13 protein-coding genes are annotated in these 12,888 nt (G+C 69.7%); 2 read left to right on the top strand and 11 right to left on the bottom strand.

Annotated features, from left to right (window positions below; translation table 11 throughout):
* Positions 1-61: 61 nt before the first annotated feature.
* The 11 genes from ffh to ispH all read right to left on the bottom strand — a co-directional run bounded on the left by ffh (position 62) and on the right by ispH (position 10,058).
* Positions 62-1,447: a signal recognition particle protein gene (gene ffh / locus GDIA_RS16440; RefSeq protein ID WP_012227450.1), complete on the bottom strand. Its 1,386-nt coding sequence runs from the start codon at positions 1,445-1,447 to the stop codon at positions 62-64.
* A 149-nt stretch (positions 1,448-1,596) separates the two neighbouring features.
* Positions 1,597-2,106 carry a Spy/CpxP family protein refolding chaperone gene (locus GDIA_RS16435; RefSeq protein ID WP_012554861.1) on the bottom strand — a complete coding sequence of 170 codons (510 nt, stop codon included), beginning with the start codon at positions 2,104-2,106 and terminating at the stop codon, positions 1,597-1,599.
* 143 nt (positions 2,107-2,249) lie between these two features.
* Positions 2,250-2,951, bottom strand: coding sequence for a phosphate signaling complex protein PhoU (phoU, locus tag GDIA_RS16430; protein ID WP_012227453.1), 702 nt, complete (start codon positions 2,949-2,951; stop codon positions 2,250-2,252).
* A gap of 25 nt (positions 2,952-2,976) precedes the next feature.
* Entirely contained in the window at positions 2,977-3,774 is a 798-nt protein-coding gene (gene pstB / locus GDIA_RS16425; protein ID WP_012554499.1) for a phosphate ABC transporter ATP-binding protein PstB, read from the bottom strand.
* 34 nt (positions 3,775-3,808) lie between these two features.
* The gene (gene pstA, locus GDIA_RS16420) at positions 3,809-4,714 is read right to left on the bottom strand and encodes a phosphate ABC transporter permease PstA (protein WP_012554498.1); all 906 of its coding nucleotides are present in this window, start codon (positions 4,712-4,714) and stop codon (positions 3,809-3,811) included.
* 1 nt (position 4,715) lies between these two features.
* Positions 4,716-5,711 (bottom strand): phosphate ABC transporter permease subunit PstC, encoded by a 996-nt coding sequence (gene pstC / locus GDIA_RS16415; RefSeq protein ID WP_012554860.1) that lies wholly within the window; start codon positions 5,709-5,711, stop codon positions 4,716-4,718.
* 360 nt (positions 5,712-6,071) lie between these two features.
* Positions 6,072-6,833 (bottom strand): ABC transporter permease, encoded by a 762-nt coding sequence (locus tag GDIA_RS16410; RefSeq protein ID WP_012554859.1) that lies wholly within the window; start codon positions 6,831-6,833, stop codon positions 6,072-6,074.
* A 7-nt stretch (positions 6,834-6,840) separates the two neighbouring features.
* Entirely contained in the window at positions 6,841-7,572 is a 732-nt protein-coding gene (locus tag GDIA_RS16405) for an ABC transporter ATP-binding protein (RefSeq protein ID WP_012227457.1), read from the bottom strand.
* A gap of 7 nt (positions 7,573-7,579) precedes the next feature.
* Positions 7,580-8,089 (bottom strand): ribonuclease HI, encoded by a 510-nt coding sequence (gene rnhA / locus GDIA_RS16400; RefSeq protein WP_012227458.1) that lies wholly within the window; start codon positions 8,087-8,089, stop codon positions 7,580-7,582.
* Positions 8,079-9,044 (bottom strand): homoserine kinase, encoded by a 966-nt coding sequence (locus GDIA_RS16395; RefSeq protein WP_012227459.1) that lies wholly within the window; start codon positions 9,042-9,044, stop codon positions 8,079-8,081. The genes rnhA and GDIA_RS16395 overlap by 11 nt, the downstream gene beginning before the upstream one ends.
* Before the next feature lie 15 nt (positions 9,045-9,059).
* A complete protein-coding gene (gene ispH / locus GDIA_RS16390; RefSeq protein ID WP_012554858.1) occupies positions 9,060-10,058 on the bottom strand; it encodes a 4-hydroxy-3-methylbut-2-enyl diphosphate reductase in 999 nt (332 codons plus the stop codon).
* Positions 10,059-10,301: 243 nt separating this feature from the next.
* Here ispH and GDIA_RS16385 point away from each other — a divergent pair, with 243 nt between their 5' ends.
* Positions 10,302-10,892, top strand: a complete 591-nt coding sequence (locus tag GDIA_RS16385; protein WP_231854134.1) for a hypothetical protein — start codon at positions 10,302-10,304, stop codon at positions 10,890-10,892.
* Positions 10,893-10,908: 16 nt separating this feature from the next.
* Positions 10,909-12,888, top strand: a complete 1,980-nt coding sequence (locus tag GDIA_RS16380; RefSeq protein ID WP_012227462.1) for an OPT family oligopeptide transporter — start codon at positions 10,909-10,911, stop codon at positions 12,886-12,888.

Genomic DNA, 12,888 nt, shown 5'->3' with positions numbered 1-12,888 from the left:
GACGATTCTCCGAAGTGAAATTCTGAATGCGGACAAAGGCGAAGCAAAAGCGGCGGGCCGTTCATCCGAACGGACGGCCGCCGGGCGGCTTCGCCCCCTTGGGCATGAGAGCGGACATTCCCTGGCGCATGAGTCCCTTCATGCCGAGCTTGTTGATCCGCTTCATCATCGTGGACATGTCATCGAACTGCTTCAGCAGCCGGTTGACGTCCTGAACGCTGGTTCCCGACCCGGCGGCGATGCGCTTCTTGCGCGACGCCTTGATGATGGCGGGCGTCTTGCGCTCCGCCCGGGTCATGGATGAAATGATGGCCTGGTGCCGCTTCAGGACCGAGGTATCCAGGTCCTTGTCGCCCATCGCCTGCTTGATCTTGCCCATGCCGGGCAGCATGTCGAGAATGCCCGACAGCGACCCCATTTTGGCGATCTGGCGGATCTGGGCCGCGTAGTCGTCCAGGTCGAACTGGCCCTTCATCATCTTGAGGGCGAGTTTCTCGCTCTCTTCATGATCCAGGGTGTCGGCGGCCTTCTCGACCAGGCCGGCGATGTCGCCCAGCCCCAGGATGCGGCCGGCGACGCGTTCGGGGTGGAATTCCTCCAGCGCGTCCAGCTTCTCGCCCGAACCGGTCAGCTTGATCGGCGCGCCGGTCATCGCGCGCATCGACAGCGCAGCGCCGCCGCGGGCGTCACCGTCCATGCGGGTCATCACCACGCCGGTCACGCCCACGGCCTCGTTGAACGCACGGGCGGTGTTGACCGCATCCTGGCCGGTCATCGCATCGACGACCAGCAGGGTTTCGGCCGGCGTGGTCTCGGTGCGGATCGCCCGCACCTCGTCCATCAGGGCCTCGTCGATCGACAGGCGGCCGGCGGTATCGAGGATGACGACGTCATAGCCTTCGCGCCGGCCGGTATCCATCGCCCGCCGCGCGATCTCGACCGGGGTCTGGCCCGGCACGATCGGCAGGGACGCGACGCCCGCGCGTTCGGCCAGTTGCTGCAACTGAAGCTGCGCGGCCGGGCGCTGGGTGTCCAGGCTGGCCAGCAGCACCCGCTTGCGCTCGCGCGTCGCCAGGCGCAGGGCGATCTTGCCCGACGTCGTGGTCTTGCCCGATCCCTGCAGGCCGACCATCAGGATCGGCACGGGCGGGACGGCGTTCAGGTTCAGCGGAACGGCACCCGCCCCGCCCAGCGCGTCGATCAGCGCGTCATTGACGATCTTGGCGACAGCCTGGCCGGGCGAGATGCTGCCCAGCACCTCGTGCCCCACGGCACGTTCGCGGACCTTGGCGACGAAATCCTTGACGACGGGCAGCGCCACGTCGGCGTCCAGCATCGCCAGGCGCACTTCGCGCATCGCCTCGGCCACATCGGCCTCGGACAGCGCGCCGCGCTTGGCGAGGCCATCGAACACACCGGAGAGCTTGCCTGACAGCGTCTCGAACAAAAGACATTCACCCCAAAAGAAGTCGCGCCACTGCGCGAGTCTTCGCGGAGTGGCGTTCCTGATTCGGGGGAGGCTTTACGCGCCTCCCCATCACCTGTCAACGATTTCGCCGGCCCCGGGCCGGAGCGACCAGGACCGGGACGGGCTTACTACTTCCCGTCCGGGCCCTGGTCCGGCTTCATCAGCGCGCGCATCTGCTCGTGCAGGGCGTGGATCTTGTCCGCACGCTCCTTGGCCTGGGCAAGCTGCGCGGGCGTCAGGATGTCATGAATCTTCACCGCGATATCCAGCCGCTCGGCGGCTTCCGCCTGATGCGCGGCGTCGATCTGCTGCGTCAGCGCCGTCAGCTTCGCGCGGTCGACCGGGCCGGGCGTCAGCAGAAGCTCCTCGATCTGCTGGTGCAGGCCGTGAAACTGCTGCCAGTCGCCCTTGTGGTCCTTGTGCGCGGCCGCGAAGATCGCATGCAACTGCTTGTGCTGCGCCGGCGTCAGATTCAGCCCGGCCAGGAACCCCATATCGCCGTGCATGCCGCCATGGGGACCATGATGGCCCCATTCCCCGTGCATGCCGCCATCCGGCGGCGGCGCATCCTGTGCCATCGCGGCGGTACCGGACAGGCCCGCCAGCACCGTCACGGCCATGATCGTCTTCTTGAACATTATCTGAGCCTCTTTCATTCCCCGATCCGGAATCGCGATTCCGGACTGACCTCGGGAATGTAACCACGGACGCGCGTTCCGAAATCGGGCGAATATGCTACGAAATGTAAGCATGGCCGCCCCCATGTTACAGCATGGCAAATCTATCGCGATACAGTTCCACCGCCGCGCGGACGCTCCGCCGGCAGCATTTCGCCGGTCGCGGCGTAATAGACGCGCTCGGCGATATTGGTCGCGTGGTCACCGATCCGCTCCAGGTTCTTGGCGATGAACAGCAGGTGGGTACAGGACCGGATGGTACGCGGGTCCTCCATCATGTAGGTCACCAGTTCGCGGAACATGGCGGTGTACAGCTCGTCCACCGCCGCGTCGGACTGCCAGACCTCGACCGCGCCCGCGCTGTCCTGGCCGCTCATCGCGTCGATGGCGCGGCGCAGGTTCTCCTGCACCAGCCGCCCCATGCCGCGCAGGCCGCCGGTCGGCACGTCGACCGGGGCGGCCTCCACCTTCAGCGACCGCTTGGCGATGCTGGCGGCGGAATCGCCGATGCGCTCCAGGTCGCCGGTGATCTTCAGGGCCGACACGATCTCGCGCAGGTCGCCCGCCATCGGCGCGCGCAGCGCCAGCAGCCGGATCGCCAGCGCCTCGACATCGCGCTCCAGCGCATCGACCTGCGGGTCGAGGGCCTGGGCCTCGTGCGCCGCGTGGATGTCGGCCTCGACGATCGCGTCGATCGCAAGCCCGGTCTGCCGCTCGACGAGACGGCCCATGGCGGTCGTCATCCCACGCAGTTGGGTCAGCTCCTGCTCGTAGCTCTTGACGGTATGCGCCTGTTCCTTGCCCATGCTGCCCCCTGTCTGTCAGTCCGTGTCAGCCGAAGCGGCCGGTGATGTAATCCTGGGTGCGGCGTTCGCGCGGGGCGGTGAACATGCGGTCGGCGTTGTCCACCTCGACCAGTTCGCCCATGTAGAAGAACGCCACCCGGTCGGCGCAGCGCGCCGCCTGCTGCATGTTGTGCGTCACGATCGCGATCGTGAACTCGCCCTTCAGCTCGTCCAGCAGCTCCTCGATCCGCGCGGTGGAAATCGGGTCCAGCGCGCTGGTCGGCTCGTCCAGCAGGATCACCTCCGGCCGGGTCGCGATGGTCCGCGCGATGCACAGCCGCTGCTGCTGCCCGCCCGACAGCGCCAGCGCCGACGCCCCCAGCCGGTCCTTCACCTCGCCCCACAGCGCCACCCGCCGCAGCACGTCCTCCACCCGCTCGTCCATCTCCACCCGCGTCAGCCGGTCGTGCAGCCGCACCCCGAAGGCGATGTTCTCGTAGATCGACATCGGAAACGGCGTCGGCTTCTGGAACACCATCCCCACCCGCGCCCGCAGCACGTTCAGGTCCAGGTCCGACGACAGGATGTTCCGCCCGTCGAACATCACCTCGCCCGTCGCCCGCTGCCCCGGATACAAATCATACATCCGGTTCAGCACCCGCAGCAGCGTCGACTTGCCGCAGCCCGACGGGCCGATCATCCCGGTCACCCGCCGCGCCGGGAAATCCAGCGTGATGTCCTTCAGCGCGTGGTTCGACCCATACCAGAAATCCAGGTTCCGCACCGCCAGCGCCGCCGTCGACGCGGCCGCCGCCGGCACATCCTGCATCACCGTATCCCTCATGCCATCATCCTCGTGGATATCCCTTTGGGCCATCCTACCGCGCCAGGCCCGCGCGCCGGCTCCATACCCGCACCAGCACGTTCAGCACCAGCACCCCCGTCGTCACCAGCAGCGCCCCCGTCCACGCCAGTTGCACCCAGTCGTCATAGGCCGACCCGGCATACTGGTAGATCGCCACCGGCAGGCTGGCCATCGGCGCGTTCAGGTCCAGCGACCAGTTCATGTTGCCCAGCGACGTGAACAGCAGCGGCGCCGTCTCGCCCGACACCCGCGCCACCGCCAGCAGGATGCCCGTCAGCACCCCGCCCCGCGCCGCCCGCAGGCAGATCTGCAGCACCACCCGCCATTTCGGCGCCCCCAGCGCATACGCCGCCTCGCGCATCGTCAGCGGCACCAGCCGCAGCATGTCCTCGGTGGTGCGCACCACCACCGGCACGAACAGCACCGCCAGCGCCACCGCCCCCGACAGCCCCGAGAAATGCCCCACCGGCGCCACCAGCGCCAGATACACGAACAGCCCGACCAGGATCGACGGCGCCGACAGCATCATGTCCGACACGAAGCGCACCACGTTCACCACCCGCCCGTCCTGGCTGTATTCCGACAGGTAGACCCCGGTCAGCAGCCCCACCGGCGTGCCGATCGCCGCCGCCAGCCCGGTCTGCAGCAGGCTGCCGACGATCGCGTTGGCCAGCCCGCCCCCAGCACCCGGCGGCAGCGTCGCCCGCAGGAAGGTCGCGGGCGACAGCCCGGGCAGCCCCCGCACCAGCAGCGTCAGCAGGATCGAGCCCAGCGCCGCCAGCACGATCCCCGTCGCCGCCAGGCTCAGCCCCGTCGCCACCCGGTCCACCAGCCGCCGCCGCACCGCCAGCGGCCCGCCGCGCGCCCAGCCATGCCCGGCCGCCGCCGTCCCCGTCATGCCCGTCGTCACGCCCGCCATCCTAGACCCCGCCCCGGCGCAGCAGCAGCCGCGAGCACGCCAGCGTCAGGAACGAGATCACCATCAGGATGAACCCCAGCGCCAGCAGCGACGACAGCTTCAGGCTGCCCGCCGGGCTCTCGGGAAATTCCAGCGCGATCAGCGACGCGATCGTGTTCCCCGGCGCGAACAGCGACCAGCCGATCCGGTTGGTGTTGCCGATCACGAACGTCACCGCCATCGTCTCGCCCAGCGCGCGGCCCATCCCCAGCATGATCCCGCCGATCAGCGCCGGGCGCGACCACGGCAGCGTCACGCTGCGCATCACCTCCCACCGCGTCGCCCCCAGCCCATACGCGCTCTCGCGCACCTGTGCCGGCATCGCCATGAACACGTCGCGCATCACCGCGCACACGAACGGCGTCACCATCACCGCCAGCACCAGCCCGCCCGTCAGCAGCCCGGTGCCATACGGCGCGCTGCGCAGCACCGCCCCCAGCACCGGAACAGGACCCAGGTGGTGGTTCACCCACGGCTGCACATACCGCGCCATCACCGGCACGATCACGAAGAAGCCCCACATGCCGAAGATGATCGACGGCACCGCCGCCAGAAGCTGCACCGCCATCCCGATCGGCGCCGCCACCACCGCCGGCGCCATCTCCACCAGCCAGAACGCAATCCCGAACGCCAGCGGCACCGCAAACAGCAGCGCCAGCACCGTCGTCACCACCGAACCGAACACCGGCGCCGCCGCCCCGAAATGCTCCGTCACCGGGTTCCACACCGTGCTCCACACAAACCCCGGGCCAAACGCCGACCACGCCGCAACGCCGCCCCACGCCAGAACCGCCACCAGGCCGCCCATCAGAACCAGAATCGACAGCGCGCACGCCCGCACCACACCCGCAAACAGGCGGTCACCCGCCACACCCGATGCCCCGCCCCACACGCCGCGCTCCGCCGCCGGGGGCGAAGGGGCCAGAATCGAGGAAGGGGGCGTCGCGGAATTGTCCATGCGGGCTCCGGCCGAAACAAAAGGTCCAGGGCGCCCGGGTCGGACGCATCGTCAGGGTCGTTCGCGCCCAACCGGCGCGGTCGCGCGACCATTACTGGACCACCCCCCGATCCCGCAACCGTCCATCGCCGAACGGCGGCCGCTTTCCGGTCGGGCGATGCCCAAACGCGACAGGCAATTGATTACCAAAGCCGCTCAGAACCTGTTTGAAAATGTGGGCTGGCGAGCGAGAGCGGCCCGAAGGGTCGCGCCCGTCGTGTGTTTTCGAGCACCGAAGCGGAGTGGCCTTATGGGCCATGAGCATCGGAGCGCAGGAAACGCGCGTCGGATCGCCACCAGCGCGCATTTTCAAACAGGCTCTCAGGCGGCGGGATCGTCCGAAATCCAGTACACCATCCGCGCCAGCGCCCGGTCCACCCCCCACCACAACAGGATGGTCATCGTCGCCAGGACCAGCAGCGCCGCGAACATCAGGTCCGTCTCGAACCGCGTATTGGCCGTCTGCATCAGGAACCCCAGCCCCGACGACGCGCCCACCCATTCCCCCACCACCGCGCCCAGGGGCGCGATGGCCGTGGCCACCCGCAGCCCGGAGGCAAAGGCCGGCAGTGCCGCCGACAGCCGCACATGCAGCAGAATCCGCCATGGATGCGCGCCCATCGTCCGGGCCAGGTCCAGCCATCCGGGCGGCGTGCGCCGCAGCCCGTCGAAGAAGGACGAGGTGACGGGAAAGAAGATCACCAGCACCGCCATCACCACCTTCGAGGCGATGCCGAAGCCGAACCACAGCACCAGCAGCGGGGCCAGGGCGAAGACCGGCACCGCCTGGCTGAGCAGCACCAGCGGCATCATCCAGCGCCGGACCGGACCGGACGCCGTCATCAGCACCGCCAGGACCGCGCCGCCGGCGGTGCCCAGCGCCAGGCCCAGCACGGTTTCCAGCAGCGTCGTCCCCGCTGCCGCGACCAGCAGGCCGCGCTGCGTCCACAGGGCGCGCGCCACCTCGGCCGGCGGCGGCAGCAGATAGGGCGGCACCCCGCCCAGGCGCACGACACCCCACCACAGCAGGACCAGCCCGCACAGCGTGCCCAGCGGACGGCCCACCCTCGTGACGATGCTCATGCGGGGCTCATGCGGGGGCCGCGTCCAGCAGGCGCCGCATCAGGACACCCTGGGCATGCAGCACGCCGTCATCGTCGGCCGGGCGGGGAATCGCGCCAGGGGGCGCCGCGACCAGGGCCAGGCGCGCGGGCCGGCCCGTCAGCAGCAGGATCGCCTGGCCCAGCCGGCAGGCTTCCAGCGGATCATGCGTGATCAGCACCACCGTGCGGCCCTGCAGCATCCCGGCCGCCAGATCCTGCATCCGTGCGCGCGTCACGCTGTCCAGGGCGGAAAACGGTTCGTCCATCAATACGACGGGACGGTCTTCATACAGGGTGCGGGCCAGCGCCACGCGCTGGCGCATGCCGCCCGACAGTTCGGCAGGCAGCGCGGCCAGCCTGTCGCCCAGACCCATCCGGCGCAACAGGTCCGCCGCCCGGTCGCGATCGGGGCGCCGGCCGCGCAGCCGGTCCCCCAGCGTCACGTTGTCGACGGCCCGGGCCCAGGGCATCAGCAGGTCCTGCTGGCCCATCCAGGCCACGCGTCCCGCCAGGGGGGCGCCGTCATCGGCCGTGATCTGCCCGGTAGCGGGTGCATCCAGCAGGGCGATCGCGCGCAGCAGGCTGGTCTTGCCCACCCCGCTGGGACCCAGCAGCACGGAGAACGCGCCGGCCGGCAGGGTCGCGTCCAGGCCGGAGAAGACGGCCCGGCCGCCATGCGAGACACCGAGATCCTGAAGCCGGATCGCCGGGGCGCGCATCACGCCGTCAGCGGCGGCCACGGACCGGATAGGCGAGTCCCAGCGCGTCGCGGGCGGCGGTGGCCAGCCGATCCACGCGTTCGTTGTTTTCGTCGCCCGAATGGCCGCGCACCCAGCGCCAGGTCACGTCATGGCGGGCGGAGATGTCCAGCAGCCGGCGCCACAGATCCATGTTGGCCACCGGATCGCCCGAGGCGTTGCGCCAGTTCCGGCGCACCCAGCCGGTATGCCAGCGCGTGATGCCATTGCGGACATATTCGCTGTCGGTATGCAGCACCACGCGGCAGGGCCGCTTCAGGGCCTCCAGCGCCTCGGCCGCCGCCGTCAGTTCCATGCGGTTGTTGGTGGTTTCGGCCTCGCCGCCCGACAACTCGCGCTCGGTGCCGCGGCATTTCAGCAGCACCGCCCAGCCGCCGGGGCCGGGATTGGGCTTGCAGCCGCCATCGGTCCAGATCTCGACCAGGGCGAGGTCGGTTTCGGCATCCGCCTCGGGCGGGTGGTGGGGGTCAGAGGCCATAGGACGCCATGTTCCGTGCCGCGCGGTGGAACCGCAGGCGCTTCAGGTAATCCAGCGGGTCCTTGCGCGTGACCATGGCCCCCGCCGGGGTGTTCACCCAGTCATACAGCCGGGTCAGCAGGAAACGGGTCGCGGCGCCGGCTGCCAGGACCGGCAGGGCCCGCCGTTCGGCATCGGTCAGGGGCCGCACGGATTCGTACCCCGCGATCAGCGCCCGCCCCCGGGCGGCGTCGAACGTTCCGTCCGCATCGAAACACCAGGCATTGAGGCAGATCGCGATGTCGTAGGCCAGCAGGTCGGTGCAGGCGAAGTAGAAGTCGATGATTCCCGACACCGCGCCGTCCAGGAAGAACACGTTGTCCGGGAACAGGTCGGCATGGATCTGCCCGCGCGGCAGGTCGTCGCGGGCGGGCCAGGCGGGCAGGATCTCGGCCAGGGCCGCGTCCAGTTCCGCCATCAGGCCGGGCTGGACCGAATCGCCATCGGCCCGGCATGCCGCGACCAGGCCGGGCCAGGCATCCGGCCCCAGCGCGTTGGCGCGCTCGGCCCCGAATCCCTGCCCCGCCATGTGCAGCGCTGCCAGGGCGGCGCCCACCGGGGCGCAATGCGCCACCCGCACCTCGCGCGGCCACACGCCGGGCAGGAAGGTCGTAATCGCCGCCGGGCGGCCGGCCAGCGTGCGCAGCGCCTGCCCGTCCCGCGCCACGACGGGACGCGGGCAGGACAGGCCGTGGTCGGACAGGCAGCCCATCAGCCCCAGGAACCAGGGCAGGTCGGCCGGGTCCACCCGCCGTTCGTACAAGGTGAGGATGAAATCGCCGCCGGTGGTCCGCAGGACGAAATTGCTGTTCTCGACGCCCTCGGCAATGCCGCGATAGGCCGTCAGGTCGCCGATATCGTACAGGGACAGGAACGCGCGCAGCGCCCCGTCCGACACATCCGTGTAGACCGCCACGTGGAAGGGCCCGGCCTAGCCCAGCGGGGCCGGCAGGCGGAAGGTCACGTTCTCTTCCTTGACCGTCCGTTCCTCGATTTCCAGGGTGAAGCGCTTGGCCAGCGCCGTCACCATTTCCTGCACCAGCGCCTCGGGCGCCGAGGCGCCGGCGGTGATGCCCAGCGTGTTCACCCCGTCCAGCACCGACCAGTCCAGGTCGCTGAGGCGCGGCACCAGCAGGGCGCGCGGCGCGCCGGAGCGTTCCGCGACCTCGCGCAGGCGCTGGGAATTGGAGGAGTTCGGCGAGCCGATCACGATCACCAGGTCGCAGCCCGGCGCGATGGCCTTGACCGCTTCCTGCCGGTTGGTGGTGGCGTAGCAGATGTCCTCGCGCTTCGGCCCTTCGATCAGCGGAAAGCGGCTGCGCAGGATGTCCACGATCTCGGCCGTGTCGTCGACCGACAGCGTGGTCTGGGTGATGAAGGCCAGGCGCGCGGGGTCGGCCGGCTGGACGGTGCGCGCTTCCTCGGAATCGTTGATCAGGGTCACGGCGCCGGGCGGCAACTGGCCCATCGTACCCACGACCTCGGGGTGGCCGGCATGGCCGATCATCAGGATATGCCGGCTTTCCGGACCGCCGTCGGCGAAATGACGCTCGGCCTCGCGATGGACCTTGGATACCAGCGGGCAGGTCGCATCCAGGTACAGCAGGTTGCGCCGCTCGGCCTCGGCCGGGACGGTCTTGGGCACGCCATGGGCCGAGAAGACGACATGGCCGTCGGCCGGGACCTCGTCCAGTTCCTCGACGAAGATGGCGCCCTGGGCCTCCAGTTCCTCGACGACGGTACGGTTATGGACGATTTCGTGCCGGACATAGACCGGCGCGCCATAACGGCGGATCGCTTCCTCGACCACGCGGATCGCACGGTCGACGCCGGCGCAGAAGCCGCGCGGGCCGGCCAGCAGCACCTTCAGCGACCGCATCGGGACCTGGGAGGGAGCGGTGTCGGAAGTCTGAATCATCTGGTCGGGCATGGTGTTCCCCAAACGGCCGGCGAGCGGTATAGGATACAGGCCGGGGGCAGCGACCGGCCGGCCGCGCATCCCGGTGCTGGTCCGGCCCTACGCAAAGCGGGGCCATGGCGCAAGCCATTTTCCTGCGACCCCGGTGCATTTGGACATAACCGTCCAGCCGGTGCCACACAAGCGGACCGTCGATCCGGCGGCCCCGCAACCACGACCGAGAACGAGACCCCGGAACCCCGCATGACCCCCCGCATGACCACAGTCATTCCGACCGGCCCGCGCCGTCCCCGCCGTCCGGCTCTCTTCCCGGGGCTGGCGATCCTGCCCCTGGCGATCCTGCTGTCGGCATGCGGCCTGGACAATCCGGACGCCTTCGCGCCCTCCTGCCCGGTGGTCGAGGTGCCCGGAGCGGCCGCCGACCTGGTGTCCTATGACGGCGATACGCGCGATATCGGCCACCTGATCGCCCGGGCCGGCGTGACGCGCGTCACCGGCAGCTGCCGCAATGCCGGCGGCCGTACCAATGCCGTGGTCACCGATATCAGCCTGGGCATGACCGTCACCCGCGGCCCGACGGCCGGCCGCACGGTCAAGATCCCGTATTTCATCGCCGTCGTGTACGACGGCACGATTCGGAACAAGAAGCAGTTCGTCGAGACGGTGGAGTTCCCGTCCAACGTGACGCAGATGCTGACCCACGCCCCGGTCGTGCCGATCACGCTGCCGCTGTCACGCCATGTCACGATCGACGGCTACCATATCGAGGTCGGATTCCAGCTGACGCACGACCAGCTGGAATATAATCGCACCCATCTGGTCGCCCCGTCGTTCCATCCGATGTGACCGGCCCGACTCCATCATGACAGATACGACAGTCCCCCTTTCCCGCCCCGCGGCACCGTCCGCCGAGCGGGAGATGACGATTCGCGGCCTCGTCCTCGGCGCCCTGATCACCATCGTCTTCACGGCCTCGAACATCTATCTGGGACTGAAGATCGGCCTGACCGTCGCCTCCTCGATCCCGGCGGCGGTGATCTCGATGTCCGTGCTGCGGACCATGGGCGGCGCGACGATCCTGGAGAACAACCTGGTCCAGACCCAGGCCTCGGCGGCGGGAACGCTGTCATGCGTCTTCATCTCGTTCCCCTGCCTGGTCATGATCGGCCACTGGCAGCATTTCCCGTACCTGGAGACGACGCTGCTGTCGCTGGCCGGGGGCATGACGGGGGTGCTGTTCACCGTTCCGCTGCGCCGCGCCATGGTGACGCACAGCAGCCTGCCCTATCCCGAAGGGGTCGCGGCGGCGGAAATCCTGAAGGCGGGATCGGAAGGCGGCAATCCCGACAGCCTGAAGGCGCTGATGACCGGCGGCCTGGTCTCGGCGGTCGTGACGTTCGCGACCGGCGGGCTGCGGCTGCTGTCGGACGGCGCGTCGGCGACGGCGGTATGGGGCGGCGCGGTCTTCCGGGCCTCGACCGGCTTTTCCCTGGCCCTGCTGGGCGCGGGCTACCTGGTCGGAATCGCCGGCGGGCTGGCCATGCTGGTCGGCGCGATCATCGCCTGGGGCATCGCGGTGCCGGTGCTGAGCACCATGCTGCCCAACACCGCGCACCTGGCGCCCGCCGCCTTCGCCACCCAGGTCTGGGCGCAGAAGGTCCGCTTCATGGGGGCGGGCACGATCGGCGTCGCGGCCATCTGGACGCTGGCCATGCTGGCGCAGCCGGTGGCGGCGGGCATCCGCGACATGCTGCGCGCCGGCCGGTCGGTCGGCGAGGACAGCCAGTCCCGCGACCTGTCGCCCCGGACCATGGTGCTGCTGACCGGCGTGTCGCTGGCCATCCTGTTCGGCCTGTTCGTCGCCTTCCAGGCGCCGATCATGGGGGCGCCGGGCGCGGCCGAGCATGCGATCATCGGCGCGGCGCTGGCGGCGGTGCTGTTCTGCGCGCTGTTCGGCTTCCTGATAGCCGCCGCCTGCGGCTACATGGCCGGGATCGTGGGGTCGTCATCCTCCCCCCTGTCGGGGATCGCCATCATCGCGGTCGTCATGATCGCCCTGTTCCTGCTGGGGCTGGAGCAGGTGGGCCTGCTGCCGGCCCAGATGTCGGCGAACGGGCATCACCTGGCCATCGCCTTCGCCCTGTTCATCCTGTCCGCGATCGTGGCGTCGTCGGCCATTTCCAACGACAACCTGCAGGACCTCAAGACCGGGCAACTGGTCGGGGCGTCGCCCTGGCGGCAGCAGGCCGCGCTGCTGGTGGGCTGCATCAGCGGCGCGGTCGTCATCCCGCCGGTGCTGGAACTGCTGTACCAGGCCTATGGCTTCGTGGGCGCGATGCCGCGCGCGGGCATGAATCCGGACCATGCCCTGGCGGCGCCGCAGCCCGCCCTGCTGGTCACGATCGCGACCGGCATTTTCCAGCACCAGCTGGACTGGAACATGATCGTGCTGGGCGCTGGCCTGGGGGGCGTGCTGATCGCGGCCGACCTGCTGCTGCGCCGCTGGGCGCGCGCGCTGCCGCCGCTGGCAGTGGGGATCGGCCTGTACCTGCCGCCTGCGGTCAGCGTGACCCTGGCGATCGGGGCCGTGCTGGGCTGGGCCTGCACCCGGCGGCGCCCCAGCCTGCGGGCGGAAACCGGAATCGGCACCATGCTGGCGTCGGGCTTCATCGTGGGCGAGAGCCTGACCGGCGTGCTGCTGGCCGCCGTGGCCGGGGCCACCGGCCGCGACGATACGCTGTCCGTGCTGCCCGCCGGAGCCGACGCGATGCCCATGGTTCTGGGATTCCTGGTCTTCGTCGCCATATGCACATGGTTCGGACGCAGCATCCGCCGCGTGTGA

Source organism: Gluconacetobacter diazotrophicus PA1 5, from assembly GCF_000021325.1.
Classification (GTDB): Bacteria; Pseudomonadota; Alphaproteobacteria; order Acetobacterales; family Acetobacteraceae; genus Gluconacetobacter; species Gluconacetobacter diazotrophicus.
This window is presented reverse-complemented; position numbering and strand designations above follow the sequence as displayed.